General features: G+C 61.2%; 23 protein-coding genes, 2 tRNA genes and 1 pseudogene. 7 read left to right on the plus strand and 19 right to left on the minus strand.

All coding sequences use genetic code 11. From position 1 onward, the window contains the following. The first annotated feature begins 21 nt into the window (after positions 1-21). Positions 22-1,170: a rod shape-determining protein RodA gene (gene rodA / locus AWB69_RS04045; protein WP_062082508.1), complete on the plus strand. Its 1,149-nt coding sequence runs from the start codon at positions 22-24 to the stop codon at positions 1,168-1,170. Positions 1,171-1,237: 67 nt separating this feature from the next. Here rodA and AWB69_RS04050 read toward each other — a convergent pair whose 3' ends face one another. From AWB69_RS04050 to def, 14 genes are all read right to left on the minus strand, one after another. After that, positions 1,238-1,873 (minus strand): tetratricopeptide repeat protein, encoded by a 636-nt coding sequence (locus tag AWB69_RS04050; RefSeq protein WP_231936975.1) that lies wholly within the window; start codon positions 1,871-1,873, stop codon positions 1,238-1,240. 35 nt (positions 1,874-1,908) lie between these two features. Beyond that, positions 1,909-2,691 (minus strand): HpcH/HpaI aldolase family protein, encoded by a 783-nt coding sequence (locus tag AWB69_RS04055; protein ID WP_062082377.1) that lies wholly within the window; start codon positions 2,689-2,691, stop codon positions 1,909-1,911. 181 nt (positions 2,692-2,872) lie between these two features. Continuing rightward, the gene (queD, locus tag AWB69_RS04060) at positions 2,873-3,319 is read right to left on the minus strand and encodes a 6-carboxytetrahydropterin synthase QueD (protein ID WP_062082379.1); all 447 of its coding nucleotides are present in this window, start codon (positions 3,317-3,319) and stop codon (positions 2,873-2,875) included. Between the two features lie 27 nt (positions 3,320-3,346). Beyond that, positions 3,347-3,979 carry a 7-carboxy-7-deazaguanine synthase gene (queE, locus tag AWB69_RS04065; RefSeq protein WP_062082381.1) on the minus strand — a complete coding sequence of 211 codons (633 nt, stop codon included), beginning with the start codon at positions 3,977-3,979 and terminating at the stop codon, positions 3,347-3,349. Between the two features lie 2 nt (positions 3,980-3,981). Continuing rightward, the gene (queC, locus tag AWB69_RS04070; protein WP_062082383.1) at positions 3,982-4,716 is read right to left on the minus strand and encodes a 7-cyano-7-deazaguanine synthase QueC; all 735 of its coding nucleotides are present in this window, start codon (positions 4,714-4,716) and stop codon (positions 3,982-3,984) included. Between the two features lie 275 nt (positions 4,717-4,991). Further along, a tRNA-Phe gene (locus tag AWB69_RS04075) sits at positions 4,992-5,067 on the minus strand. A gap of 89 nt (positions 5,068-5,156) precedes the next feature. Next, positions 5,157-5,873 carry a response regulator transcription factor EsaR gene (gene esaR / locus AWB69_RS04080; protein WP_062082385.1) on the minus strand — a complete coding sequence of 239 codons (717 nt, stop codon included), beginning with the start codon at positions 5,871-5,873 and terminating at the stop codon, positions 5,157-5,159. Beyond that, entirely contained in the window at positions 5,874-8,264 is a 2,391-nt protein-coding gene (locus tag AWB69_RS04085) for a sensor histidine kinase (RefSeq protein WP_062082388.1), read from the minus strand. 31 nt (positions 8,265-8,295) lie between these two features. Then, complete coding sequence (locus AWB69_RS04090) at positions 8,296-8,904, minus strand: DUF4390 domain-containing protein (RefSeq protein WP_062082390.1); 609 nt, start codon at positions 8,902-8,904, stop codon at positions 8,296-8,298. Beyond that, on the minus strand, positions 8,901-10,385 hold the full coding sequence (gene rsmB / locus AWB69_RS04095; RefSeq protein WP_062082511.1) for a 16S rRNA (cytosine(967)-C(5))-methyltransferase RsmB: 1,485 nt from the start codon (positions 10,383-10,385) through the stop codon (positions 8,901-8,903). The genes AWB69_RS04090 and rsmB overlap by 4 nt, the downstream gene beginning before the upstream one ends. Before the next feature lie 217 nt (positions 10,386-10,602). Beyond that, positions 10,603-11,460, minus strand: coding sequence for a zinc metalloprotease HtpX (gene htpX, locus AWB69_RS04100; RefSeq protein ID WP_062082392.1), 858 nt, complete (start codon positions 11,458-11,460; stop codon positions 10,603-10,605). 145 nt (positions 11,461-11,605) lie between these two features. Beyond that, complete coding sequence (locus tag AWB69_RS04105; protein WP_062082394.1) at positions 11,606-12,259, minus strand: LysE family translocator; 654 nt, start codon at positions 12,257-12,259, stop codon at positions 11,606-11,608. Between the two features lie 70 nt (positions 12,260-12,329). After that, positions 12,330-13,322 carry a methionyl-tRNA formyltransferase gene (fmt, locus tag AWB69_RS04110; RefSeq protein ID WP_062082396.1) on the minus strand — a complete coding sequence of 331 codons (993 nt, stop codon included), beginning with the start codon at positions 13,320-13,322 and terminating at the stop codon, positions 12,330-12,332. A gap of 49 nt (positions 13,323-13,371) precedes the next feature. Then, positions 13,372-13,875 carry a peptide deformylase gene (gene def, locus AWB69_RS04115; protein WP_062082399.1) on the minus strand — a complete coding sequence of 168 codons (504 nt, stop codon included), beginning with the start codon at positions 13,873-13,875 and terminating at the stop codon, positions 13,372-13,374. A 212-nt stretch (positions 13,876-14,087) separates the two neighbouring features. On the opposite strand from def, the gene AWB69_RS50700 reads away from it, so the two are divergent. From AWB69_RS50700 to AWB69_RS04130, 4 genes and pseudogenes are all read left to right on the plus strand, one after another. Beyond that, the gene (locus AWB69_RS50700) at positions 14,088-14,255 is read left to right on the plus strand and encodes a hypothetical protein (RefSeq protein WP_407923012.1); all 168 of its coding nucleotides are present in this window, start codon (positions 14,088-14,090) and stop codon (positions 14,253-14,255) included. Positions 14,256-14,276: 21 nt separating this feature from the next. Further along, positions 14,277-15,331: pseudogene (dprA, locus tag AWB69_RS04120) on the plus strand (DNA-processing protein DprA). A gap of 91 nt (positions 15,332-15,422) precedes the next feature. Next, on the plus strand, positions 15,423-15,800 hold the full coding sequence (locus AWB69_RS04125) for a thioredoxin family protein (protein WP_062082401.1): 378 nt from the start codon (positions 15,423-15,425) through the stop codon (positions 15,798-15,800). Between the two features lie 236 nt (positions 15,801-16,036). Next, positions 16,037-18,673: a DNA topoisomerase III gene (locus AWB69_RS04130; RefSeq protein ID WP_062082403.1), complete on the plus strand. Its 2,637-nt coding sequence runs from the start codon at positions 16,037-16,039 to the stop codon at positions 18,671-18,673. A 138-nt stretch (positions 18,674-18,811) separates the two neighbouring features. Here AWB69_RS04130 and AWB69_RS04135 read toward each other — a convergent pair whose 3' ends face one another. Together AWB69_RS04135 and AWB69_RS04140 are read right to left on the minus strand one after the other, a co-directional pair. Beyond that, complete coding sequence (locus AWB69_RS04135; protein WP_062082406.1) at positions 18,812-19,924, minus strand: LysR family transcriptional regulator; 1,113 nt, start codon at positions 19,922-19,924, stop codon at positions 18,812-18,814. A gap of 336 nt (positions 19,925-20,260) precedes the next feature. Next, a complete protein-coding gene (locus tag AWB69_RS04140) occupies positions 20,261-22,114 on the minus strand; it encodes a phosphoenolpyruvate carboxykinase (GTP) (protein WP_062082408.1) in 1,854 nt (617 codons plus the stop codon). A 497-nt stretch (positions 22,115-22,611) separates the two neighbouring features. Here AWB69_RS04140 and AWB69_RS04145 point away from each other — a divergent pair, with 497 nt between their 5' ends. Beyond that, the gene (locus tag AWB69_RS04145) at positions 22,612-23,625 is read left to right on the plus strand and encodes a D-2-hydroxyacid dehydrogenase family protein (protein ID WP_062082513.1); all 1,014 of its coding nucleotides are present in this window, start codon (positions 22,612-22,614) and stop codon (positions 23,623-23,625) included. Here AWB69_RS04145 and AWB69_RS04150 read toward each other — a convergent pair whose 3' ends face one another. The 3 genes from AWB69_RS04150 to AWB69_RS04160 are packed head-to-tail and all read right to left on the minus strand — an operon-like array spanning position 23,626 to position 25,412. Next, positions 23,626-24,102, minus strand: coding sequence for an OsmC family protein (locus tag AWB69_RS04150; protein ID WP_062082410.1), 477 nt, complete (start codon positions 24,100-24,102; stop codon positions 23,626-23,628). A 17-nt stretch (positions 24,103-24,119) separates the two neighbouring features. Continuing rightward, the gene (locus AWB69_RS04155; protein ID WP_062082412.1) at positions 24,120-24,995 is read right to left on the minus strand and encodes a patatin-like phospholipase family protein; all 876 of its coding nucleotides are present in this window, start codon (positions 24,993-24,995) and stop codon (positions 24,120-24,122) included. 12 nt (positions 24,996-25,007) lie between these two features. After that, positions 25,008-25,412 (minus strand): PaaI family thioesterase, encoded by a 405-nt coding sequence (locus tag AWB69_RS04160; protein WP_062082515.1) that lies wholly within the window; start codon positions 25,410-25,412, stop codon positions 25,008-25,010. A 271-nt stretch (positions 25,413-25,683) separates the two neighbouring features. Here AWB69_RS04160 and AWB69_RS04165 point away from each other — a divergent pair. After that, positions 25,684-25,759, plus strand: a tRNA-Lys gene (locus AWB69_RS04165). The last annotated feature ends 526 nt before the right edge of the window (positions 25,760-26,285 follow it).

A 26,285-nucleotide genomic window follows, 5' to 3' on the forward strand; every position in this document is an offset into this window, starting at 1 on the left:
AGGAGAATCGCCATGCAAGCGCTGCAATTCGACAAGCGCGTCTGGCTCGAACGCGCGAAGCGCATGTTCGCGGGCTTCGATAAACCGCTCGCACTGATCGTGTTCCTGCTGTTGTGCGTGGGCATTGTGACGCTGTATAGCGCGAGCCTGGATGTCCCCGGCCGTGTGGAAGACCAGTTGCGCAACATCATGCTGACGTTCGGGCTGATGTGGATCCTCGCCAACGTGCCGCCGCCCACGCTCATGCGTTTCGCCGTGCCGCTTTATACCATCGGCATGGCGCTGCTGATCGCGGTCGCCACGTTCGGGCTGACCCGCAAAGGCGCGAAACGCTGGCTGAACGTGGGCGTGGTGATCCAGCCCTCGGAGATCATGAAGATAGCGATGCCGCTCATGCTCGCATGGTATTTCCAGCGGCGTGAGGGCGGTATCCGGTGGTGGGATTACATTGTCGGCTTCCTGATCCTGATCCTGCCGGTCGCGATAATCGCCAAGCAGCCGGACCTCGGCACCGCCGTGCTGGTGTTCGCGGCGGGCCTCTTCGTGATCTATTTCGCGGGCCTGAGTTTCAAGCTGATCGTGCCAGTGCTGGTTGCGGCTGTGCTGGTCGTCGCGAGTATCGGCATATTCCAGGAACGCATTTGCCAGCCGGAAGTGAACTGGCCGCTAATGCATGATTACCAGAAGCATCGGATCTGCACGCTGCTCGACCCAACCTCCGATCCGCTCGGCAAAGGCTTTCACACCATCCAGGCCGTCATTGCGATCGGCTCGGGCGGGACCTTTGGAAAGGGCTGGTTAAAAGGTACGCAGTCGCATCTGGAATTCATCCCTGAAAAACATACCGACTTCATTTTCGCGGTGTTTTCGGAGGAGTTCGGGCTCGCGGGCGGCCTTGTGCTGCTATTCCTTTATATGGCGTTGATCACGCGAGGGCTGTTTATCGCGGCCAACGGAGCGACGCTGTTCGGACGCCTGCTGGCTGGATCGCTGACCATGGCGTTCTTTACCTACGCGTTCGTGAATATCGGGATGGTGAGCGGGATCCTGCCGGTGGTCGGCGTGCCGCTGCCGTTCATGAGTTATGGTGGAACCGCGCTGACAACACTGGGCGTTGCGGTGGGGCTCATCATGAGCGTGTCACGACAAAAGCGGCTGATGAAAGGCTAGCGGTTTTTCGGTTGTACGCGTGGCAGTTGCGAAGCCCACAATGATGATTTCATTGTGGGCTTTTGTTTTATTGCGGCCGTTCGTGCGCAAGTTCCGCGCTGAGTTCCTGGAACTTCAGCTTCGCCGCAGGATCGCCCTGCGCCGCCGCCGCCGCGTAATACGCGCGTGCCACGTTGATGTTCTTCTTCACGCCATCGCCGCCGCGCTCGTAAAACGATCCGGCCACGTATTGCGCGGTCATGTCCCCGCCTTCGGCCGCCTTCTTGTACCAGACGAACGCCTGCGCGTTGTCGCGCGGCGTACCGCGGCCATCGAGGAACTGATTGGCCAGCGCGAGCTCCGCCAGGACATGGCCCTGGTTCGCCGCCCGCAAGAACCAGCGATGCGCCTCAACCGGATCACGCCCGACAAACTCGCCATCGTCGTACATCTTCCCGTACACGTACTGCGCTTGCGTCATGTTGGCGTCGGCCGCTTTGCGCAACCATTTCTTGCCTTCCTCTACATCGGCCGGGCCGCCTTCACCGTTCACCAGCATCATCGCGTAATTGAATTCGGCGAGACGGCTGCCGTTCTGCGCCGCGTGCAAAAACTCCGAGCGCGCCGCGCCGAAGTTGCCCGCGTTGTAATCGGCGACGGCGTTTTGCGTCGCCATGTCACTGCCCTTGACGGTCTGCGCGCTCGCCGCACCGCACACAATCATCAACGCTACGGATACCGCGCCCAATATTCCGGGTTTCATGCCCTTGCCTCCTGCAACGCCTGTCGCGTCGCTTTTAACAGCCAGCCCACATCGGCCGATAACGCGACAACCTTCACGCCCGCTTCTGCATATGACCGGGCACTGGCGACATCGAGCGCGAAAATGCCGCTCGCGATACCTGCGTGTTTTGCGGTATCGATAATTTTCGTGATCGCCGCCTGGACGTCCGGATGTTTGGTATCGCCGAGATGGCCGAGGCTCGCGGCCAGATCGGCAGGCCCGATGAACAGGCAATCCACGCCCGGCGTAGCCGCGATCGCTTCCACATTCGCAAGCGCCTGCTCGGATTCGATTTGCACGATGGTCGATATCTGCGCATTCGCCGAACTCACGTAATCGCGCCGGATGCCGTACGCCGCTGCGCGCACCGCGCCGGCGGCGCCGCGCAGGCCATCGCGGGCATCGGCGTTCGGATACTGCGTGAGACGCACAACGTGTGCCGCCTCTTCCGCCGTTTCCACGTTCGGGAACATCAGGGTGCGTGCGCCTGCGTCCAGCACGCGCTTGACCAGCCAGCCTTCATGCGCCGGCACGCGGACGATCGGCTCGGTCGGCAAGTGCGCGGCGGCAATTGCACGAAGTTGCGCGACGACGTCATGGCTGTCGTTCGGCGAATGCTCCATGTCGATACACAGCCAGTCGAACCCGGCATGCGCCACGGCTTCGGCCACGTCCGCGCTGCCGAGCGACAGCCACAGGCCGTACAAGGTGCCGGATTCGGTGAAACGCTCTTTGAGGAGATTGGTGTAGGTGCTCATCGCGTGGTCCCAGGTAGGTCACGCGCGGCGGAATGGCTGACAGGCATGTCTCGCTCCGGTAGGGCTATGTCGTTGAATGCGCCGCAGCAAAAAAGTGCGGCTTGTCCAAAGATCATACCGTGACAAAAGAGCGCTGGCAGGAGCCTGCCTTAGGACCTTGGAGACTGAGACCGCTGAAGTGTCAGACGCCTTCGACGTCCGCCCAGCAATTCGGTGTTTCGTAGAGGCGCACGCGCTTCAACTTCAGATCGACGCCGTAGTGGTCGTTGTAGACGCCGGAGAGAATCCGGAACGCTTCGGCAGCGAGATTTTCAACGGTAGGAATACGGTCCAGCACGACGGTCTTGTGGTCAGCCATCTGCTCAAGAAAACTTCGCACGACTTCGTCGCGTGCATAGACGATAAACGCGTGGTCCCACTTGTTGACGAGATGCTCCATTGCCAGCGCCTTGACGTCGGCGAAGTCCATCACCATGCCGCGATCCGGCGCGCCTTCCGTTTCGACGAGTTCACCTTGCAGCGTGATTTCCAGCACATACCGATGACCGTGCAGGTTACGGCACTGGCTGCGGTGATCGGGGATGCGGTGGCCCGCATCGAATTCAAGTTTTCGGGTAATCGTCTGCACGTCGGCTCAGCTTGGGCTTGATTCGCGTTAGGGGATGTTCAGGTACTTGTGCGTCTGCATGGACAGGCGCCATTGCGGATGCCGCTTGCACCAGTCGATCGCGAGCTTCGTATTGATGTCGCGCGACGGGCCGTCCATGGGTTGCACGAGGAAATACTCGAAGTCGAGTTTTGCGTAGTCGGCCAGCGGCTGATTGTCTTGCGGCACGACGACCTTCAACTCGTTGCCCCTCGTCACGACCAGCGGCGCGCCGGCCTTCGGGCTCACGCAAATCCAGTCGATGCTGTCCAGCACCGGCAGCGACCCGTTCGTTTCGATCGCCATTTCGAAGCCGGCTGCATGCAGGGCATCGACGAAAGGCGGGTCGATCTGCAGCATGGGCTCGCCGCCCGTACAGACCACGAACTTGTGTGCTTCGCCTTCCGGCCATTGCGACGAGATCATGGCGACGAGTTCTGCAGGTGTGCGATATTTACCGCCGTTCTCGCCGTCCGTGCCAACGAAATCCGTGTCGCAAAACTGGCAGACGGCGTCCGCGCGATCTTCCTCGCGGCCCGACCAGAGATTGCAGCCGGCGAAGCGGCAGAACACGGCCGGGCGGCCGGCATTTGCGCCTTCGCCCTGCAACGTATAGAAAATTTCCTTTACTGCGTACGTCATGATCAGACCGGTTCAGTGGTGACTTGCTCACCCGACTTGTAGGCTTCGTAGCCGCGCTTGCGCAGCTTGCATGCCGGGCATTGGCCGCAGCCAAAACCCCAATCATGCAACTCGGCGCGCTCGCCGACATAACACGTGTGCGTCTCGACACGCACCAGTTCCACCAGCGCCTCGCCGCCTAGCTGTTCGGCCAGGCGCCAGGTGTCGGCTTTATCGAGCCACATCAGCGGTGTCTCGAGCAGGAAGCGGCTGTCCATGCCGAGGTTGAGGGCGACTTGCAACGCCTTCATGGTGTCGTCGCGGCAATCGGGGTAGCCCGAGAAATCCGTTTCGCACATGCCGCCGACGAGCACCTTCAATCCGCGCCGATAGGCAATGGCGGCGGCGATCGTCATGAACATGAGATTGCGGCCGGGCACGAAGGTATTGGGCAAGCCGTTCGCGCTGGCTTCAATTTCGATCTCGCGCGTCATGGCGGTGTCGCTGATCGCACCGAGGACCGACAGGTCGATCATGTGATCTTCGCCGAGCCGTTCTGCCCACTGCGGAAACTGCTGTTTCACCGATGCCCGAAAACCTTCCCGGCATTCGAGTTCCACGCGATGGCGCTGACCATAGTCGAAGCCGAGTGTCTCGACGGTCGTAAAGCGATCGAGCGCCCAGGCGAGGCATGTGGCCGAATCCTGGCCGCCGGAAAACAGCACCAGTGCGCTGTCTTTAGCGTCTGTCCGAGTCACCGTGAAACTCCAATGGAGAAGAGGGGATGCGCGATCTGGCTAAGGTTCAGGAGAGGCCGCAGCGCGCGGTTTTATCCCGGTCCTATCTTAGCCAAGTCTTTGAAGAACCAAGGATTTTATCATGAAGGTGGCATTCGCTCCCGGCCGGAGCTTGACCCGGCGGAGAAGGCTCGGGACAGGTTGGCGTCCAGTGCGCATCCAGTGCGAGCGAAAACAAAATAGCACAATGGAAAATGCCCGGAAACCTTGCGGTTTCCGGGCATTTTTTGCAACTGTGGTGGCCTGGGACGGAATCGAACCATCGACACGCGGATTTTCAATCCGCTGCTCTACCAACTGAGCTACCGGGCCACGAAGAACGAAAGTATATCAAAGGGGATTATGTCGCTCAAGTGCTTTTTGCCAGCTTTTTACTGTAACGATCCTGGAACGCCCGCCAGTCAAGCCTCGCTCTTGTTCTTGCCCAGATCCACGCCGAGTTGCTTGAGCTTGCGATACAAGTGCGTACGCTCCAGTCCCGTCTTTTCCGCCACCCGCGTCATGCTGCCGTTCTCACGCGCCAGGTGATACTCGAAGTACGCGCGCTCAAACGCATCGCGGGCATCGCGTAACGGAATGTCGAAGGAGATGGACGCCGTCGCGCCCGCCGGACCCGTTGCACCCAGCGCGCCGCCATCGCCACCCGCCAGGTTCAGCGATGCAGCCACCGGCAACGCAGCAGAAGCCGGCACGGTCGAACCGCTCGACGGCAAAGCCGGCCGCGTGGCCGCATTCGCGATTGGCGCCGCAGCCGTGCCGCGAGCAAGACCCTGCTCGACCGCCTTGAGCAATTTTTGCAACGCGATCGGTTTCTCGAGGAAGTTGAGCGCACCAATCTTCGTGGCCTCAACCGCCGTATCGATAGTCGCATGGCCCGACATCATGATCACCGGCATGGTGAGCTTGCCCTGCGCCGCCCACTCTTTCAGCAGGGTCACGCCGTCGGTATCGGGCATCCAGATGTCGAGCAGCACGAGATCCGGCGCCTGCCGCAACCGGTACTCCCGCGCATGCTGCGCATTCTCTGCCGTCTCCACCACGTGACCTTCGTCGCTCAGGATCTCCGAGAGCAATTCCCGGATACCCATTTCGTCGTCTACCACCAGGATGGTTGCCATTTACGCTGCCCTTGTCTGCACTAATGCTTTTGTCGTTCCGTGACTCGCCGCCGCCGCCGAGGGCGGCGTCGCGCCCGGTTCGGCGGTATCGTCCGCGAGTTGCAGGAACAGAATCGAGATCTGCGCGCCTTCGATCACGTCAGGGGTCTTCGAACGATTGCGGATGTCGATGCGCGCGCCATGCTCGTCGACGATCTTCTTCACCGTTGCAAGACCCAGACCCGTGCCCTTGGCCTTCGTTGTCACATAAGGCTCGAACGCGCGCGAGAGAATTCGCGCGGGAAAACCAGAACCGTTATCCGATACCGTCAACCGCACCGCCACGCGGGCATGTCCGGAGGCATCGGAGTCGCCATATTCTACTGTCTTCGTTTCAAGCAGCACGCGCGGTTCAGCCACATCGGCCACCGCATCCTGCGCATTCTGCAAGAGATTGTGAATCACCTGCCTGAGCTGCGTCGCGTCGCCACGAATCACCGGCAATTTTGTCAGCTCCACGGTGATATGACTCTTGCCCTCTTCAATGCCATACAACGTCAGCACCTCGGTCACGAGATCATTGAGCTGCAGATTGCCCAGGACGGCCGGCGGCGTACGCGCGTATTCGCGGAAGTCGTCGACCATCTGCTTCATCGCCTGCACCTGGTTCACGATGGTGGTCGCGCCGCGCTTGAGCACGTCCGCATCGGCGGGAGCAAGCTTGTCGGCCAGCTTCATCTGCAACCGTTCCGCCGATAGCTGGATCGGTGTCAGCGGATTCTTGATCTCGTGCGCAAGCCTCCGCGCGACTTCGCCCCATGCGACAGAACGCTGCGCCGAGATGACGTCGGAGATATCGTCGAATACGACTACGTAGCCCGTTGTCTCGGCGTCGTCGGTATCGCTTTCGGTCAGGGTCAGCAATTGCGTGCCGCGTACCAGCAAGGTTAGCGGATCGGTCTCGCCGGCCACCGGTACTGCAAGCTGCTGTTGCCAGTGCCCACGGTCGCCAATGGGCCGGCCGCTGCCGCTCGCGGCTGCATCGCGATCTGCAAATGCCTTTCGCACCATTGCACCAAACTCGGACAGCACGCCGATCTGTTCAAGCGGCAAGTTCAGCGACGCATTGAACGGCTGCCGGAAGATCCGCTCGGCGCCGCGATTCGCCGTGGTCAGTCGAAACTGCCGGTCGAACACGAACACGCCGGCGGTCAGGTTCGCGAGAATGCTCTCGAGATACGCCTTCGAATGTTCAAGCGCGATCCGATTGTTCTCCACCGCCGCACGCGCCTCGGACAATTGCCGCGTCATGGCGTTGAACGACTGCGTGAGGAAGCCGAGCTCGTCACGCGACTTCACTTCGCGCTTGGGCGTGTAATCGCCCTCGGCGACTTCCTTCGTGCCTTGCGCGAGCAGGAACAACGGCCGCGCGAGCTGATTGCCGAGTGCAAGCGCCAGCATCATCGCAATGAAGGTGGCGAGGAACAGCGCGAGCGTCAGCGTGCCGATATACATCTTGCGCAATCCGGTGCGCCCGAGCGCCTTCTCCTGATACTCGCGATACGCGCGCTGCACGGCGTCGGCATTGCGGGCAAGTCCGGTACTGACCGGCTGTTCGATCTGCAGGAAACGTTCGGCCGGCTGCAATTCAGTGGTCGAGCTATCGGGGATCTTCACGATCACCCGCAGCCTCAGTGCGCCCTTCGGCCCGGTCTGGCTTGAATCGCCATCGACCTCGCCTTCAATCGCCCCGTACGGCCTGCCACGCGCCTGATTCAGTTGCAGCGGAGTGGGCAGGTCGTCAGGCACGAGCGCCGCGAAATTACTCGATGCCTGCGCCACCACACGCACATCGGGCGCGGTACCGGAGCCGCTTCTCGCCGGTTCGACGATGGTCGCGTCCTGCACATTGAACTGATCGCGCAAGCGCAACAGCGTGAGCGTGAGGCTGGTCGGATCGGCGCTTGCAAGCTGGTCGCCCATCAGGCGGCCCTTGTTCTGCAAATCGGACAACGATGCATCCAGCATGCCGCGCCCGAGATTCAGCCCGGACGTGAGCGCGGTTTCCACGTTCACGTCGAACCACGACTCGATACTGCGCGACACGAACTGATACGACACCACATAGATGATCGCGCCCGGCACTACGCCCACGAGCGCAAAGATGAACGCGAGTTTCGCGAGCAGCCGCGTGCCGAACTTGCCCTGCCGCACCCGGGTGATGATGATCGCCAGCAGCCCGATCACGATCAGTATCAGCACGACCGCCACCGCGAGATTCGCGGCGTACAGCCACTGGTAATAACGATCGAAGAACTCGGTGTTCGCGCTGGCCAGGGCCAGCATCACGAGCAGCAGAATGGCCGTGAGCGCAACCGTTGTCACGAGCACCCGAACCACGAGGCCCGTCATGTTCGTGCGGCGTAGCGGTCGGCGGCGTAGTTTATTTAGCACTGGTCGCCGCCGTAAAAGTAAAACGCTTCCAGTCGGAAGAGAGATTCCAGTCGCGGTTGTTGACCGCGTCGATCTGGAACGGCTTGGGCATCAGTGCAATGTCGAGCTGCATGCGCACTGAAGCGTTATATGTCTCGCCGGGCTTGACCTGGTTACGATCGATTACGTGCCAAGACGTCACGTGCTTGATGACCGCGAGCGCTTCCTCAAGCGTGGCGAAACCGAGCTGCAAGCCCCCGGTAGAGACACGATATTCGCGTGTCAGGGGCTGAAACGAAAGCCGGATACTTTGCGACACGCTCACCGGTTCTTCGTCGAACCAATACCAGCGCGGCCGCGACAGATCGAAATCCGTTGTGAAATACAAAGGCACACCCTTGTTTACGGCGTCTTCAAGGCTGCTGTTGAGGTCGAAGTCGAAACGGGCGTCGAGACTCCAGCCCGATCCGTCCGCCTGCAGCGACGCACGCTGCACAGCGATGGGATCGGCCTGCGCGGCCGAAACGGGCATGAACGACAGCGCAAGGCTCAATAGCATGGCCAGCACGGCCTGGCCGGCAGGCGCGAGCCGCAGCGGGAAAAAGCGTTTGATCGTCACCGTTTCTGAAAGCGCGCGTAGAAGAATCCGTCGTGGTCCGCAAAGGCTTCCGCGTCCCGCGTCAATGTTGAACGGGTACGTTGCGCCTCGCCTGAATTGTCCGTCAGCGAGTTCGCGACCGGGTCCGGTGATACTTGCCCACCAGCCGCGCCGGTGCGGCTGGCTGTCGGCAATAATTGCCCCGGCGCGTCCAATCGTACCGCATCTTCGTGCACCGCTCCAAACCACTGCGCCTGTAACTCGCCCTCTTCCGGGAAGATTGAGCATGTAACGTAGAGCAACTCGCCGCCGGTTGCGACCAGGGGCCAGAGCGCAGAAAGGATGCGGCGCTGCTCTTCGACCAAGGCGGCGATGTCAGTCGGACGGCGCAGCCAGCGAATGTCCGGATGACGCCGCACGATACCCGATGCCGAGCACGGCACGTCGGCAAGAATGCGATCGAACGGATCTCCGTCCGACCAGCCCGACGGCTCGCCGGCATCGCCTACGCGAATTTCCGCTTGCACGTTCAGGCGCTGCAGATTCTCTCCGATACGCCGCGCGCGCCCCGCGTCGCTTTCCACCGCAATCAACTCGACGTTCGCCAGTTCCAGCACATGGCCCGTCTTGCCACCGGGTGCCGCGCAGGCATCGAGCACGCGCATGCCATCGCGCGCATTCAGCAACTGCGCGGCGAGTTGCGCGCCGGCGTCCTGAACCGAGACGACGCCGTCGGCGAAACCGGGAATCTTGTCGACCGCCGTCGGCGTCTTGAGACGCACGGCATGAATGCCCGCGGCTTCGGCTTCTGTGTGCTCGGCCTTGAGGACGTCGAGATATTGCGCGACGCTCATACGCCGTGCGTTCACGCGCAACGTAAGTGGCCCTTGCCGGTTACCGGCGTCCAGGATGTTTTCCCATTCGTCCGGATGACCGCGCTTTACCGCATCGATCCACCATGCGGGATAGTTGAAACGCGCGACCGGATCGCTTTGAACCTCGGCGAGTAACGCTTCACGTTCACGCAGGAACGAGCGCAACACGGCGTTGACCAGACCCTTTGCAAACGCGAATTCGCGCCGCGCGGCGACGGCGTTGACGGCTTGATCGACAACGGTAAATGGCGTGTAGGCGGCCTCGGCTTCGTCGTCCACCAGAAGGGCGAACGCGCATGCCATGACATTCGATACATGCGGCGGCGGCGCTTTGCGCACCAGTTTCGCGAGCAGCGCCTCGGCCACGGCAAGGCGCCGCAACGTGCGGTACGCAATGTCCTGCGTCGCCCCGCGCGATACCGCCACGTGCGTGGCCGCAATGACCGTCTGCAAGGCTGCGGGCAGCGCGGAACCGGCACGCACCGCGCCGACTGCTTGCGCGGCGGCATCGAGCGCGAACGCAAGGGAATCGGGAGCGAGGTGAAGCGTGGCGAGCCGGGCGTCGGACGACGCTCGACTGCTTTCCGCCGATGAAACGGTGCGGCGTCGGGAAGGCTTTTCGGTCATGTCGGGGCGAAGGCGTTCGAGCCGGCCGATGCCGGTCCGCACAAACGAAGCATTGTAACTTGCGAGGGGTTTGGGTCTGAGATTGAGGCTGGAATGCTGGCCGAACGGACGGGGTTGGAGGCAACCCTCTGTTTATATGACAGGGTGTCATGGTGTGACAAGACCCATCGCCGCTCTCGCGGCGATGGGTCCATGACTATGCCTTAGACAGCTCCCATCACTCCATCCGGCCGGTTCGCGCCATTTCCATCAGGCGCGCAACGCGTTCCTCGGTCGCCGGGTGCGTGGAAAAGAGCTTCGAGATTCCGCCACCCGCCAGCGGGTTCATGATCATCATCTGCGCCGTGGCGGGATGCTGCTCGGCGGCGGGGAATGGCACGCCCGCGGCATACGCGTGGATTTTCTCGAGCGCGCTGGCGAGCGCTTGCGGATCGCCGGAAATCTGCGCGCCGCCGCGATCAGCCTCGAATTCCCGCGCCCGCGAAATAGCCATCTGGATCAGCGCACCGGCCAGCGGAGCCAACATGGCGACAGCAATAGCGGCGATCGGATTCGTGCGCCGGCCTTCGGAATCCCGGCCGCCGAAGAACATGGCGAAGTTGGCCAGCGCCGAGATAGCACCGGCCATGGTCGCCGATATTGTCGAGATCAGGATGTCGCGGTGCTTCACGTGCGCCAGCTCATGCGCCATCACGCCGCGCAACTCGCGCTCGGACAACACCCGCAAGATGCCGGTAGTCGCCGCAACCGCCGCGTGCTCCGGATTACGCCCTGTTGCAAACGCGTTGGGCGCATTTTCGTCGATGAGATACACCTTCGGCATGGGCAGTTGCGCCCGCGTGGCGAGTTCGCGGACCATCCGGTAAAACTGCGGCGCGCTGGCTTCGTCGACTTCCTGTGCGTTGTACATCTTCAGCACGAGCTTGTCCGAGAACCAGTACGAAAAGAAATTCATGGCGAGGGCGACGATCAGCGCAAGCATCATCCCCTTGCTGCCGCCGATCATTCCTCCGATCACGACAAAAAGGGCCGTGATCGCTGCCATCAGCATCGCCGTTTTGACCCAGTTGAACATGTCTTGAACTCCTCACCCAATATCAATGCGCGTTAAGCGCGAGCGGCCGAAGCGGCCTTTTTGCCTGACCAGACAATCTGCCCGCAATTGCCCGGCCTCAGATTGTAAGCAAAATGTTAGATAAGGACATCCCGTAAAAATTCAATCACCTGTGTGAAGTCGCCAGCTTGATGCCCAGTCCGACGAATGCACTGCCCACCACCCTGTCCAGCCATAGCTTGACGCCGGGCTTGCCGGAGAAGCGTTGCGTTACGCTGCCCGCGATCCACGCCACGAACGTGTTCCAGAACGTGCTGACCAGCACGAACACAAAACCAAGCGCGAGGAAGGCGAGGGTTTTGTGTTCGCTGTCGACGGCAACGAATTGCGGAATGAACGAGACGAAAAACAGCACCACTTTCGGGTTCAGCACATTCGTGACGAAGCCTTGCGTGAAGATTTGCTGGAGCGACTTCGGTGCGGCGGGAACGCGGGTCGCTTCGCTCGGCTTGTGGCTGGTTTTCGCGGCTGCCGGCTTGGCGAAGATCAGCCGCACGCCAAGATAGATCAAGTAAATCGCTCCCGCGAACTTGACGATGGTGAACGCCGTCACCGATGCCGCCAGCAACGCCGTCAGCCCGAACGCGCAGGCCAGCGTATGCACAATGCAGCCGAGCGCAATGCCCAGCGCCGACACCACGCCCGCGCCACGCCCCTGTGCGACACTCCGGCCGACGATGTACGCCGTATCCGGCCCCGGCGTAACGCTCAGCAACATGACGGCGACGATAAACAGCGTGAAACCGGTGATTCCAAGCATTGCGGGACCTATGTTTTTTGGCTGGTTTTAGCCGTCGCAACGACGGCGTGGCAAATACGCTGACACCGTTTCAGGCATCCGGCGCGACTTCCCGAAGTTCGAATCGTTGCCCTTTAACAATAGGCGATCCCGCAAGAAATTCGCGCACAGGCAGTCGTTTGCCGCCGGGCTTTTGCAACTGCGTGAGACGCAAGCCGCCCTGACCGCATGCGACCACGACACCCTCCGCACCGCTTTCCACAATCGCGCCGGGATCCGCATCACCCGTCAGTGCCACCGGCTCTGCGGCCCAGATCTTGACGACAACGCCATCGAGCGTTCCAAACGCGCCGGGAAACGGATCGAAGGCGCGAATCTGACGCGCGAGCATGCTCGCCGGACGACGCCAGTCGAGCGCCGCTTCGTGCTTGGCGATCTTCTCGGCGTACGTCGCGCCGTCCGGCGGCTGCGGCGTGGCGGGCAAGGCGCCGTCCCGTTCGAGATCCCGCAACGCTTCGACGATCAGATCAGCACCGAGCCGGGCCATCCGGTCGTGCAGCGTGGCCGTGGTGTCCGCAGGCGTGATCGCGATGCGGCCTTCCCGGATCATTGCACCGGTATCGAGTCCCGCATCCATCTGCATCAGCGTGATGCCCGTCTCGGCGTCACCAGCTTCGAGCGCACGATGAATGGGCGCTGCGCCGCGCCAGCGAGGCAACAGCGAACCATGAATGTTGATTGCGCCCAACGGCGGGATGTCGAGCACTTCCTGCGGCAGGATCAGCCCGTACGCCGCAACCACCATGACGTCGTGCGGCGTGGCCTTCAGCAGTTCAATTGCGGCGGCCGCTTCCTCGGGATACTTGCCATTGCGCCGCAACGAGGTCGGCTGCGCCACCGGCAAGCCGCGCTCGACCGCCAACCGCTTGACCGGCCCGGGAGCCAGTTTCAATCCGCGTCCGGCGGGCCGGTCCGGCTGCGTCAACACGAGCGGCACATGAAAACCCGCCGCGTGAATGGCGGCCAGTGCGGCAGCGGCAAATTCAGGTGTTCCGGCAAATACGACACGCAGCGATTGAGTCATCGATTCAGCAACCTGCAAATTCCAGCATCCGTCTTGGTGAATCGACCCGTCACAGCGCCTTTTCGAGCTTTTTCATCTTGCCGCGAATTCGCGTCTGCTTCAGCGACGAAAGGTATTCCACAAACACGCGTCCCATCAGGTGATCCATCTCGTGCTGGATGCACACCGCAAGCAACTCTTCGCAGTCGATTTCAAACGTCTCGCCCTTCTCGTTCAGCGCGCGCACGCGCACCTTTTCCGGCCGCTCGACGAAGTCGTAGATGCCCGGCACCGACAGGCAGCCTTCCTCGTGATCCTTCTTCTCGTCGCTCGACCAGATGATCTCCGGATTGATGAAGGCCTGAAGCTGGTCGTGCGTGTCCGACGTGTCGATCACGATCACGCGTTCATGCACGTCCACCTGGGTCGCGGCAAGGCCGACGCCAGGCGCCGCGTACATGGTTTCAGCCATATCTGCGACGAGCTTGCGAATCCGGTCATTGACGACCTCTACGGGCTTCGCGACCTTGTGCAGCCGCTTGTCCGGGTATTTGAGTATGTTGAGCAGAGCCATGATTCAGATTATCGACGCACGCCGCGGCGCGCGATAGTCGGCCATTCGGCCAGGTTGTAAAAGAGTGCCGGTATCGAGAAGATGATTGGGCCGAAACGCGGCGCTTCAACGTCGTTTCAGTGCCGCTCGCGGGGCGGCAACGCGTTGTCCGAAAGGCCAGGAAAAAGGCCCTTCGACAATCCTTTCGTATTTCGGAATATGAAAATTTTAACATGACACCTTTCCTGTTGCCGACGGCCGACGCCAAGCCCTGTCTGGGAGAGACCGATTTGCGGGACGTTTCGGCCTGGCTGCGGCTGGCTAATGCGAGCGGTTTACCGCCCATCGCGCTGCGTGCGTTGCTTGCCGAATTCGGCGGGCCGCAGGCGGTGCTGAACTAGTCATTCGGCGCGCCCGCGGCAATCGCCGGAGAGAAAGCGGCCTGTGCGGTGCTTGGGCCCCCGCCGCGCTCGGAACTCGGTCCATTCGACGAATGCCTTGCGCGCACGCTTGAGTGGGCGTCGGTTCCGGGCAACAGGATCGTCACGCTTGCGGATTCAGCGTACCCGCCGGCGCTCCTGACCATGCCCGATCCGCCACCGCTGCTATATGTAAAGGGACGGCTGGACCTGCTTCAGGCCCGGGCGGTGGCAATTGTCGGCAGCCGAAGCGCAACGCCGCAAGGCATTGACGACGCCCGCCGCTTCGCGCAGGCCCTTTCGGATGCGGGGCTCGCGATTGTGTCGGGGCTCGCGCTGGGTATCGACGGCGCGGCGCATCGTGGAGGACTAAGCGGTCTCGGCGGCACGATTGCGGTCATTGGAACGGGGGCGGATCTTGTCTATCCGCCGCTGCACCACGCGCTGGCGCACGAAATTGCGACAAACGGCACGATCGTGTCGGAATGGCCACTCGGCACACCGGCCCGGCCGGCAAATTTTCCGCAGCGTAACCGCCTGATCGCGGGGTTGGTGAGTGGCGTGCTGATCGTCGAAGCAGCCACGCGTTCGGGTTCGCTGATTACCGCCCGGCTCGCCAACGAAATGGGGCGCGACGTATTCGCTATCCCGGGCTCGATCCACGCGCCGCTATCGCGCGGGTGTCATCGGATGATCCAGCAGGGGGCGAAGCTCGTGGAAACACCCGAGGACATTCTCGAGAAGTTCGGTTTTTCGGTTCAGAGCAAAGCAGCGGCGGCGCCCGTTTCGAAGCCACGAAAGCGTGGGAAAGCGCGTCGGGGTCAGCAACCGCCGCGCGTAGCAAGCCGGCGAGCGCGTCCTGGGCATCAGCGTCAATAAAACTGGCCACTCCCGAAACCGACCGCCTGCTCGATGCACTCGGGCACGCGCCCGCGACGCTTGAAATTCTTGCCGAGCGGACCGAAATGGATGGTGCGACGCTACAAAGCCTGCTGTTGCAACTCGAATTGTCGGGACGGGTTGGCGCGTTGCCGGGGGGGACGCTTTACCCGGCTTGAGCGCTGATTTTTCGGCACCATGCTACATTCGCGACAAAATCCGCTTCTTGCAAACCCAACAAATGACTGACGAAAAGGACCGCAAGGAACCATGCCCGCGCTGAATCTCGACACCGACGCCGATCAGATCGCCGAGCGCCTGACCAGCGCCGGCACGCTGCTCGTCGCCTGCCTGTGCGCCGAATGGTGCGGGACGTGCCGCGATTATCGCGAGGGTTTCGACCTGCTCGCCGACGCCCATCCGGACATCTGCTTTGCATGGATCGACATTGAAAACCAGGCGGATCGCTTCGATGACCTCGATGTGGAAAATTTTCCGACCGTCTTGATTGAAGACGCTGTGACAACCCGTTTTTTTGGAACGGTATTGCCGCAAACGTCCATTGTCGCGCGCATGTTGACCGATTTGAGCGCGTTGCCGGGGATGGTGGGCGCACCGAAGATCCGGCCCGCGCTCGTCGCCGCGTAAATTCGAATCAACTGGCAAGACCAATATGCGCAACTGAGCGCACTCGTAAGCTGAAACGGCTTTCGCGCTTGCATCACAAAGCGCCCACATTCACCGTTCGGCATCCCGCGTTTCACTAAATGCCAGACCGCGCGCCGCACGCCATATGCTATAAAGCGGACGTTAACGAGTCCGAACCGTGGTGGCGCAAGCCGCCCAAACCCGGCCTCATGCCAGTCCCTAACTAGAATCGAGTCATGTCCAAAGCCCTGATCATCGCTGAAAAGCCTTCTGTCGCGAACGACATCGCGCGCGCTTTGGGCGGCTTCACCAAGCATGACGAATATTACGAAAGCGAAGACTACGTGCTGTCGTCGGCTGTCGGCCACTTGCTCGAAATTGCCGCGCCGGAAGAGTACGAGGTCAAGCGCGGCAAGTGGAGCTTCGCCAACCTGCCCGTCATTCCGCCCCATTTCGACCTGAATCCGATCGCCAAAACCGAATCGCGGCTGAAGGTGCTGAGCAAACTGCTCAAGCGCAAGGACGTCGATCGCCTGATCAACGCTTGTGACGCGGGGCGCGAAGGCGAGCTGATTTTTCGCCTGATCGCGCAACACGCCAAAGCCAAGCAGCCGGTGCAGCGCCTCTGGCTCCAGTCGATGACCGCCGGTTCCATCCGCGACGGTTTTGCGAACCTGCGCAGCGACGCCGACATGCAGCCGCTCGCGGACGCCGCCCGTTGCCGCTCCGAAGCCGACTGGCTCGTGGGCATCAACGGCACGCGCGCCATGACCGCGTTCAACAGCAAGGGCGGCGGGTTCTTCCTGACGACGGTTGGCCGCGTTCAGACGCCAACGTTGTCTATCGTCGTGGAACGCGAGGAAAAGATCCGTCGTTTCGTGCCGCGCGATTATTGGGAAGTGCGTGCTGAATTTATCGCTGCGAAGGGCATGTACGAAGGTCGCTGGTTCGACCCGAAATTCAAGCGCGTCGAGGGCGATCCGGAGCAGCGCGACTCGCGCCTCTGGAGCTTGCCCGCTGCGGAAACCATTGTCGCGGCTTGCCGTGGCAAGACCGGCACGGTCACGGAAGAAGCGAAGCCGACCACGCAGATGTCGCCGTTGCTGTTCGACCTGACCAGCTTGCAGCGCGAGGCCAATGGCCGCTTTGGGTTTTCGGCCAAAAACACGCTCGGCCTGGCTCAGGCGTTGTATGAAAAGCACAAGGTGCTGACGTACCCGCGAACTGACGCCCGCGCGCTGCCGGAAGATTACATTCCGACGGTGAAAGACACGCTCGCGATGCTCAAGGAGAGCAACAACTACTTGCCGCACGCGAAGCAGGCGTTGGACAAGGGCTGGGTGAAACCGAACAAACGCATCTTCGACAACTCGAAGATCAGCGATCACTTCGCCATCATCCCGACCCTGCAGGCGCCGAAAGCGCTGTCCGAGCCGGAGCAGAAGCTGTACGACCTGGTCGTGAAGCGCTTCCTCGCGGTATTTTTCCCGGCGGCCGAATACCTGGTCACCACGCGGATCACCGAAGTCGCCGGCCATCATTTCAAGACCGAAGGCAAGGTGCTCGTCGAGCCGGGCTGGCTGCAGGTCTACGGCAAGGAAGTGGGCGGCGAAGAAGCCAATCTCGTGCAGGTCCAGAAGGACGAGAAGGTCGACGTCGAGAAGGTCGCCGCAGTGGGTCTCGTGACGAAACCGCCGGCGCGCTACAACGAAGCGTCGTTGCTCTCGGCCATGGAAGGCGCGGGCAAGCTCATTGAAGATGAGGAATTGCGCGAAGCAATGGCCGCAAAGGGCTTGGGCACGCCGGCTACGCGTGCAGCGGTCATCGAAGGGCTGCTGGGCGAAAAGTACATGGTGCGCGAAGGCCGCGAGCTGATTCCTACGGCAAAGGCGTTCCAGTTGATGACCTTGCTGCGCGGTCTGGGCGTAGAGGAACTGACGGCCCCGGAATTGACCGGCGAGTGGGAGCACAAGCTGTCGCAGATGGAACGCGGCAAGCTCCCGCGCGACGAGTTCATGCAGGAAATCGCGCGCATGACACAGACCATCGTGAAGCGCGCGAAGGAATACGACTCCGACACCATCCCCGGCGATTATTCGACGCTCGAAACACCGTGTCCGAATTGCGGCAGCCAGATTAAAGAGAACTATCGGCGATTCGCTTGTACGAAGTGCGAATTCTCGATGTCGAAGATTCCCGGCGGACGGCAGTTCGAGATTCCGGAAGTCGAGCAGTTGATCAAGGATAAAACCATCGGGCCGCTGTCGGGTTTCCGTAGCAAGATGGGCCGGCCGTTTTCCGCCATCCTGAAGCTGTCCTTCGACGACGAAATCAAGAACTGGAAACTCGAGTTCGACTTCGGTCAGGATTCAGGCGGCGAAGACGGCGAACCGGTGGATTTCTCGGAGCAGACGCCGGTTGGCGCGTGTCCGAAGTGCCAGTCGCGCGTGTACGAGCACGGCATGAGTTATGTGTGCGAAAACTCGGTGGCGAATCCGAAGACCTGCGATTTCCGTTCGGGCAAGGTGATCCTGCAGCAGGAAATGTCGCGCGAGCAAATGACGAAACTGCTCGAAGAAGGACGCACGGACTTGCTGACGGGCTTCAAGTCGTCGCGCACGGGCCGTAACTTCAAGGCGTTTCTCGTGAAGCAGCCGGACGGCAAGATCGGCTTCGAATTCGAGAAGAAGGAACCGAAGCCGGGTGCCAAGCCGGCCGTCAAGCGCGGTGCTGCGGCAGCTGCTGAAACAGAAGACGAAGGCGACGGCGACGTCGCCGTGGCGGCCAAGAAAACGACCGTCAAGCCTGCGGCGAAGAAAGCGCCTGCGAAGAAGGTGGCGGCCAAGAAGGCACCGGCTCGCAAGGCGGGTTAATTTTCAGGTATTCAGGTTTTGAGGGCCGTAGGTTAGGCCCCGCATTAAAAAAGCCCGCGAATCATCCGCGGGCTTTTTTTCGTTCATCGTGCTGGACAACGCTTGACCGCCCAATGAGCCCCACCAAGGCGGCCCCCATCAGAACGGCGAGGGCATGGCCGGCGTCGCACGCGAGCGCGACTTCGCAGGCTTGCTTCCGACCTTGCTGTCATCGGCGGAAGGCGCTTCGAATCGTGCACCGCCTTCTGCTTCCGCGTACGCCGCATGCGCAACCAGCGGCTCGGAATCGCGCTCATCGATTGCCGGCGCCCCCGGCTTGACGAACCCGTCCTTCACCCATTGCTCGCCCAACTGATGATTCGGCGTCTGGCTGAAATGCTCCACAAGGTGATCGATGAACGTGCGCACCTTCGCCGGCAAATGGCGCCGGCTCGGATACGCGACGTTGATCTCGACCTGCGGCAGCTGATAGTCGCTCAGCAGGCGCACGAGCCTGCCGCGCGTGGTGTCGTTGCCGATCAGGTAACTCGGCAGGATCGCGATGCCCATGCCGAGCAGCGCGAACTGGCGCAGCATCTCGGTATTGTTCGCGACGATCACGTTCGTCGGCCGCACGCGCACTTCGCCTTCCGGGCCGGTGAACACGCGCTCATCGCCGAAATATTCGGACGGCAAGCTCAGCGACGGATGCTCGGCCAGGTCTTCCGGCCGCGCCGGCACGCCGTGCTTTTCGAGATACCCGGGCGTCGCGCATACGGTCAGGCACCCGGTCGTCAGGCGCCGCGTGACAATGCTTGCGCTGCGCATCTGGCGCGCGATCACAATGCCCACGTCGAAGCCCTCTTCCACCAGATCGACTTGCCGGTCGACCAGCGTGACGTCCGGCACGACTTTCGGATAGCGTTGCGCGTAGGTCTGCAGCACGGGCGCGAGGTTGTGCAGGCCGAACACGACGGGTGCGACAATTCGTAGCGATCCAACCGGCTCGTGGTTACGTGCAACCACCATTTGTTCGACGTCCTCAAGCTCGTCGAGGATCTGGCGAGCGCGTTCCAGGTACACCTGGCCGGACTCGGTTAGCGACAGGCTGCGCGTAGTGCGGTTGAGCAAGCGGGTGCCCAGACGCCCCTCCAGGTCAGCAATATGACGTGTTGCCACTGCATTCGAGATATCCATTGCGCCGGCTGCGCGGGCAAAACTGCCGAGATCCGCCACTCGGACGAATACTTTCATCGACTGCAAATGATCCATGAGACAACTCCTGCTGCTAGACGGCCTCTTTTAAATTCCAGAAGCAATTCGGAATTATCCTAGGACTCCGTCTTTCGTGCAGAAGTTGCCGAAAATGTGACTTTTTACGACAAAAAATTTCGGGTTTAACATTCAGTAAGGTAAAACACAGTGCATTGTTGCTAAATTCGGAACGATGTAGCTCTAAAGTAAGAGCCGATATAATTCTGAAAAACTGGCTGAAGCAATTTTGGCGCAGTACTGCGGGAAATGCATAAGAGCCGCTAATGCGGCCCTTATTTCATCGATTATGTCGACTTCCGTCACTAATCGCGCTAATCGTGCTGTAACAGAAAGTCAGGCTGAAAGTCTTTTTTCGATCCCGGCTTTCGTCTCTGAAAGCTCGTCGGGTAGTCCCTGGGCGAGTTTCGTGAACAACTCATCGTGCAATTCGAGTTCAGCGCGCCATGCCGAGTCCTGCACAGAGACCACGCGTTCGAACTGTTCCCGGGTGAAGTCGAGTGCACCCCAGTCTATGTCCTCAAAGCGCGGCGACAACCCGAACGCATGTTCCTCACCCTTCGCGGTGCCTTCAATACGGCCGATCATCCAGCTCAGCACGCGCATGTTGTCGCCGAAACCGGGCCACACGAACTTGCCGTCGTCGCCCTTGCGGAACCAGTTCACGCAGAAGAATTTCGGCAGCCTGGCGTCGAGTTTCTCCAGCCGCTCGCCCACTTTCAGCCAGTGCCCGAAATAGTCGCTCATGTTGTAGCCGCAGAACGGCAGCATGGCGAACGGATCGCGCCTGACCACGCCTTGCTGGCCGGCCGCGGCGGCGGTGGTTTCGGAGCCCATCGTGGCGGCCATGTAGACGCCCTCATTCCAGTTGCGCGCCTCGGTCACGAGCGGCACGGTGTCGGAACGACGGCCGCCGAAAATAAATGCATCGATCGCTACGCCCGCCGGATTTTCCCAGTCGGCATCAATAGATGGGCATTGCGCGGCCGGTGCCGTGAAGCGCGCGTTCGGATGCGCCGCCTTCTTGCCCGACTCGGGTGCCCAGTCGTTACCCTGCCAGTCGATCAGATGCGCCGGCGGTGTGTCTGTCATGCCTTCCCACCAGACATCGCCGTCGTCGGTAAGGGCCACGTTCGTGAAAATCACGTTCTCCTTGAGCGTCGCCATGGCATTGAAGTTGGTCTTTTCGCTCGTGCCCGGCGCCACGCCGAAATAGCCCGCTTCGGGGTTGATCGCGTACAAGCGGCCGTCGCGGCCCGGCTTGATCCAGGCGATGTCATCGCCGATGGTGGAGACCGTCCAGCCCGCCATGTCCTGCGGCGGGATCAGCATCGCGAAGTTGGTCTTGCCGCACGCCGATGGAAACGCGGCCGCGACGTGATACTTGCGCCCTTCCGGCGACGTCACACCGAGAATCAGCATGTGTTCGGCGAGCCAGCCTTCGTCGCGTCCCATTGTCGATGCAATCCGCAGCGCAAAACATTTCTTGCCGAGGAGCGCGTTGCCGCCGTAACCCGAACCGAAACTCCAGATCTCGCGGCTTTCCGGAAAATGGACGATGTATTTCGTGTCATTGCACGGCCACGGCACGTCCTTCTGCCCTGCCTGCAACGGAGCGCCAACCGAATGCACGCAGGGAACAAACTGACCGTCGGCGCCCAGCACGTCATACACCGCGCGGCCCATGCGCGTCATGATGCGCATGTTGGTGACCACGTACGGGCTGTCGGTCAGTTCCACGCCAATGTGCGCGATCGGCGAGCCTAGCGGGCCCATCGAAAAGGGGACAACGAACATCGTCCGGCCGGTCATGCAGCCGTCGAAGAGACCGTCCAGCGTAAGACGCATTTCCGCAGGGTCGATCCAGTTGTTCGTCGGACCGGCCTGGCTTGCGCGCGCCGAGCAAATGAACGTCCGATCTTCCACCCGCGCGACGTCGGACGGGTCCGAGCAGGCGAGATAGGAATTAGGCCGTTTGGCCGGATTGAGGCGTTTGAGCGTGCCGGCATCGACCATTTGCTGGGACAGGCGGTCGTATTCCTCCTCCGACCCGTCGCACCATTCAATCCGGTCCGGCTTCGTCAGCGCGGCGACCCGCTGCACCCAGTCGATGAGTTTTTGGTTCTTCACATACGACGGTGCGTCGCGGTCGGCGACTACGTTTTGATCTACTACTGCGGGCTGGTTCATCGAGCACACTCCGTTCTTAGATGAGAAAACGGTTTGCAACCCGCCGGCGCTGCTCGCGAGAGGCGCATTTCAGGTCGCCGGTTTTGCCTGCACGGCGGAACTCACGTGGCAGACGGCGACACAAAAACAAGGCATGCGTCGGGGAGTTGACTAGTCTGGTGGCGACTGCCGTCTGAATCGCGGCTTGCGTCGGCACGGAACATACTGTTAAAAAGGGATAAGAATTGTCTCCATCGTTGCCGGTTTTCCGGCGCTAGTGACGCGTGAATGGCTAAACTGCCCTATTCCGCATTCGAATTCTTTCAGATACCCATTCGGCGACCGGTAAATTCGCCGTGCTACACCAGCAGCTTAACGCGACGCGATGCCCGTATTCCGGCGAATTTCTACGTAATTACCCGATAAATCCGTAATTACCCGAACTTACCGCGTCGATTCCTGTCCATCCTCGAATTTCTGCAGCACGTTTGATGCCTATCAAAAGCCAATCCATGCCAATCAAAATTGCCATCCTGGACGACTACCAAGACGCCGTTCGCAAGCTAGATTGTTTCAGTCTGCTCGCCGATCATGAGGTGAAAGTATTCAATAACACGGTGCGCGGACTCGGACAGTTGGCTAGCAGACTTTCGGAAGTAGAAGCGCTTGTGCTGATCCGCGAGCGCACCCGGATCAGCTCGCAACTGCTCGACAAACTGCCGCGGCTGCGCATGATCAGCCAGACCGGCAAAGCGGGCGGCCACATTGAACTCGATGCGTGTACCGAGCGCGGAATCGCAGTGCTCGAAGGCACCGGTTCGCCGATTGCGCCGGCCGAGCTGACCTGGGCGCTGATCATGGCCGCACAGCGCCGGATACCGCAGTACGTGGCGAACCTGAAGCAGGGGGCGTGGCAGCAGTCCGGCCTCAAGACTTCCGCATTGCCGCCGAATTTCGGCCTGGGCCAGGTGCTTCGGGGCCAGACGCTGGGGATTTGGGGATACGGAAAAATTGGCCAGTTGCTTGCCGGTTACGGCAAGGCATTTGGCATGAAAGTGATGGTCTGGGGCCGGGAGCATTCGCAGGCCGCCGCGCGTGCGGACGGCGTGGATGTGGCCGCGAGCCGCGAAGCATTGTTCGAACAGAGCGATGTGCTCTCGTTGCATCTGCGGCTGAACGACGAAACGCGCGGCATTGTCACGGCCGCCGACTTGATGCGCATGAAGCCCACCGCGCTGTTTGTGAATACCAGCCGCGCCGAACTGCTCGAAGAAAATGCGCTGCTCAACGCGCTGCATCACAACCGGCCGGGGATGGTTGCCATCGACGTGTTCGAAAGCGAGCCGATCCTGCAGGGTTATAGCCTGCTGCGCATGGAAAACGTCATTTGCACGCCGCATATCGGGTACGTGGAGCGCGAAAGCTACGAGCTCTATTTCACGGCGGCGTTCAAGAACGTCCTCGCCTTCGATGCCGGCGACACCTCGAGCGTCGCGAATCCGGAAGCGCTCGTGGGCGGACGCCGGCGATAGTTAAAGCGTGGAAATGTCCGTGGACGGTTCGCATCGGACGGGGAAATTGACCGAGTTCGCGATAAAGCAGAACTTATGCGCTTCCTCGTGCAAACGGTCCGCCAGCTTCACGTCGCCACCTGCGCCAATAGTCACTTGCGGGCGCAGGAGGACGTCGGTGAAGCGACCGCTTCCTTGCGCCGTTTCCTCCATCGTGCCAACGGGGTCATCCACGTAACCCGTCACCACGATGCCGTTCACGGCGCAAAGGTGCAGGTACCAGAGCATGTGACACGACGAAAGCGACGCGACGAACAGCTCTTCCGGGTTGTGGCGCGTGGCGTCGCCGCGAAACGCCGGATCGCTCGATGCCTCGATGGCCGGCTTGTTCGCCGCACGAACCAGGTGGTCGCGGGAGTACGCGTCGTAGCGCGAGGTGCCGGAGCCTTGGTCGCCCGTCCAGACAACTTGCAGCGTGTATTTGTGGTGTTTGGCCATGGGTTCGATACTCCTTCTTAGAGATGCGCGGCTGCGCCCAGCAGATCGGGCAAGCGTGTCAGGAATTGCTCGCCGTCGGCACGGCCCAGGTCGTACGCGGGCCGCATCAGCGACGGACTCGTGTAATCCCACGCCGAAATCGGCACCTTGCGCGACGGCTGTACATAAACGCGGCGCTGGTCGCGGTTCGCACCGTGCTCCACGACAAACATCTGCGGTCGCGGATACACGCGCGTCACCATCACGAGAACCAGTCCCGGCGATGCATCCAGCGCGCCGACCGGCACATTGTCGACCATGCCGCCGTCGAGCACGGGCCGGCCGTGCCGACGCATGACCGGCGTGAACGGCGGCGTACAAGACGACTGCAGGATCAGGTCGGCGAGGTCTTCGACCGTCGCGCACGATTGCGCTTTCACGAATTCCGGATGGAAACCGAGGGACTGACCGAGCGTGGGATGCAGCTTCTTGCGCACGTACTTTTCGATGTTATAGGCGATCAGCCCCGCCGCCACCCCGCTGCGGGCACCGAGCCAACGCGGCAAATGCGATAAGCCGATACGAATTTCCGGCGCGTCCTGCAGCGATGGAAATTCGGCGCCGTAGATATCGAGTAAAGCCTGGCGATAGATCCGATAGTGCGGAAACACCGATTCGCTGCGCAGCAAATTGCCCCAATACGCGTTTTTCGAATTGTCGCGCAGCACGTGCGCGTAGTAGTCCATCACCCATTCGGAATGGTTCATGTACAGCATGCACGCCGTGGCCGCGCCGGCCGAGATGCTGGTGATCACACGCGGGCGCAGCTTGAGTTCCGGCTGGACGACGTCCCAGAAACCGGCTTGCCACCAGCAGCGGTTGCCGCCGCCGGCGAATACGACTTGATCGAACATGTTTTGATTGAATTATGTGAGGAGCATGACCGTGGTGGTCGCGTGCGCGGCGAGCGCGCCGGTTTCATCGTGGAGTTCGATTTCGCCGAAGATCAGGTTGCGGCCACGGCGCAGGATTGACGCGGTTACCAGGACATCGCCGGTTTTTATCGGACGCAGGAAGCTTGTGGTGAGCGAGACGGTGGTCATCGGCTGGAAACCGCCCAGCGCATGCGCGATGGCGATGATCATGGCGGTATCGGCAGCGGCCATGAAAACCTGGCCGCAGATCACGCCGCCCGCGTGGCGGAGCTTGTCCGCGTGGGGCAGGCGCAGGGTGACGCTGGTATCGGTGGCGCTTTCCGGCGCGAGGCCCAGGTCGCGGATCCACGGCGCGAAGGTGGTGTCGAGCAGAGTGCGGATGGCGGATTCGTCCATGGAGTCGGTTTCGTAATGTTGGTCTCGCGGGTGTTTTTGTGGCTGCCTTCGTGCGATTGCCGGTGCCGCAACGAGCGCGTGTTTCACGCGTCCGTCATGATAACGGCTCGTGACAATTGCCCGAAGCGAGGCTTTTTTGAGACGGACGATGAACGTCCACGCCATGTGCCGCGCGGCTCTCGGGCATCAGCGAGACGGTATTTTCAGGTTTTGCGTTGCAGACAGTTGCGTAATCGCGGAAAACGTCGCTATAATTCGGATTCAGTTTTTCGGGGCGTTAGCTCAGCTGGTAGAGCAGCGGACTCTTAATCCGTAGGTCGACAGTTCGAATCTGTCACGCCCCACCAAAGATATCAAGCACTTAGCCCAGTCATTGCGACTGGGCTTTTTGTTTTTCTGAGCCATGTAACCGTCATGTAACCCGATTCGGGGAAGGCCAACAGCGGGAAGGCAGCGATCGTGACGCCGAGCCCCTGCGTTCGTCGGCCAAACCGGGGGGCGCAAACGCGCTACAGCTGTCAACGCGAACGGCTCGGCTAACGGGGGGGCCGTAACGCCCCGCGGCGAACGGGCGCTGTGGCGCGCTAAGTTTGCCGCTCCGGCAAGTTTGCACGTGTGCGGCGTGGGCGGTGCCGAATCGCGACCACATGAAATCGGGGTGATACACATCTCAATCCGGCAACCAACGGTGCGATTGCCGCGCTGCTGATTCACGACGTTCTTCGTGCGGCACACGACTGGAGTCGTTGAGCACGCTGAGCGAATCACCCCGGCTAGGTAAGTCTCAACCGGCTCGCGCGTTTCGCGTCGTGCTCCCTGGCCACCGACCGACTGGAGCACGTGCCCGATACCGAACCTTGTGAAGTCTTTATG

The sequence above is a fragment of the Caballeronia udeis genome (assembly GCF_001544555.2).
Classification (GTDB): domain Bacteria; phylum Pseudomonadota; class Gammaproteobacteria; order Burkholderiales; family Burkholderiaceae; genus Caballeronia; species Caballeronia udeis.

Bases quoted from the DNA above. Each gene is read 5' to 3' on its own strand.
- AWB69_RS04140 (WP_062082408.1), bottom strand. From the start codon at position 22,114: ATGAACCAGCCCGCAGTAGTAGATCAAAACGTAGTCGCCGACCGCGAC.
- AWB69_RS04150 (WP_062082410.1), bottom strand. From the start codon at position 24,102: ATGGCCAAACACCACAAATACACGCTGCAAGTTGTCTGGACGGGCGAC.
- AWB69_RS04085 (WP_062082388.1), bottom strand. From the start codon at position 8,264: ATGACGGGCCTCGTGGTTCGGGTGCTCGTGACAACGGTTGCGCTCACG.
- AWB69_RS50700 (WP_407923012.1), top strand. From the start codon at position 14,088: ATGACACCTTTCCTGTTGCCGACGGCCGACGCCAAGCCCTGTCTGGGA.
- AWB69_RS04055 (WP_062082377.1), bottom strand. From the start codon at position 2,691: ATGAGCACCTACACCAATCTCCTCAAAGAGCGTTTCACCGAATCCGGC.
- htpX (WP_062082392.1), bottom strand. From the start codon at position 11,460: ATGTTCAACTGGGTCAAAACGGCGATGCTGATGGCAGCGATCACGGCC.
- queE (WP_062082381.1), bottom strand. From the start codon at position 3,979: ATGACGTACGCAGTAAAGGAAATTTTCTATACGTTGCAGGGCGAAGGC.
- AWB69_RS04130 (WP_062082403.1), top strand. From the start codon at position 16,037: ATGTCCAAAGCCCTGATCATCGCTGAAAAGCCTTCTGTCGCGAACGAC.
- AWB69_RS04105 (WP_062082394.1), bottom strand. From the start codon at position 12,259: ATGCTTGGAATCACCGGTTTCACGCTGTTTATCGTCGCCGTCATGTTG.
- rsmB (WP_062082511.1), bottom strand. From the start codon at position 10,385: ATGACCGAAAAGCCTTCCCGACGCCGCACCGTTTCATCGGCGGAAAGC.
- AWB69_RS04125 (WP_062082401.1), top strand. From the start codon at position 15,423: ATGCCCGCGCTGAATCTCGACACCGACGCCGATCAGATCGCCGAGCGC.
- AWB69_RS04135 (WP_062082406.1), bottom strand. From the start codon at position 19,924: ATGGATCATTTGCAGTCGATGAAAGTATTCGTCCGAGTGGCGGATCTC.
- fmt (WP_062082396.1), bottom strand. From the start codon at position 13,322: ATGACTCAATCGCTGCGTGTCGTATTTGCCGGAACACCTGAATTTGCC.
- AWB69_RS04155 (WP_062082412.1), bottom strand. From the start codon at position 24,995: ATGTTCGATCAAGTCGTATTCGCCGGCGGCGGCAACCGCTGCTGGTGG.
- esaR (WP_062082385.1), bottom strand. From the start codon at position 5,873: ATGGCAACCATCCTGGTGGTAGACGACGAAATGGGTATCCGGGAATTG.
- AWB69_RS04050 (WP_231936975.1), bottom strand. From the start codon at position 1,873: ATGATTGTGTGCGGTGCGGCGAGCGCGCAGACCGTCAAGGGCAGTGAC.
- def (WP_062082399.1), bottom strand. From the start codon at position 13,875: ATGGCTCTGCTCAACATACTCAAATACCCGGACAAGCGGCTGCACAAG.
- AWB69_RS04160 (WP_062082515.1), bottom strand. From the start codon at position 25,412: ATGGACGAATCCGCCATCCGCACTCTGCTCGACACCACCTTCGCGCCG.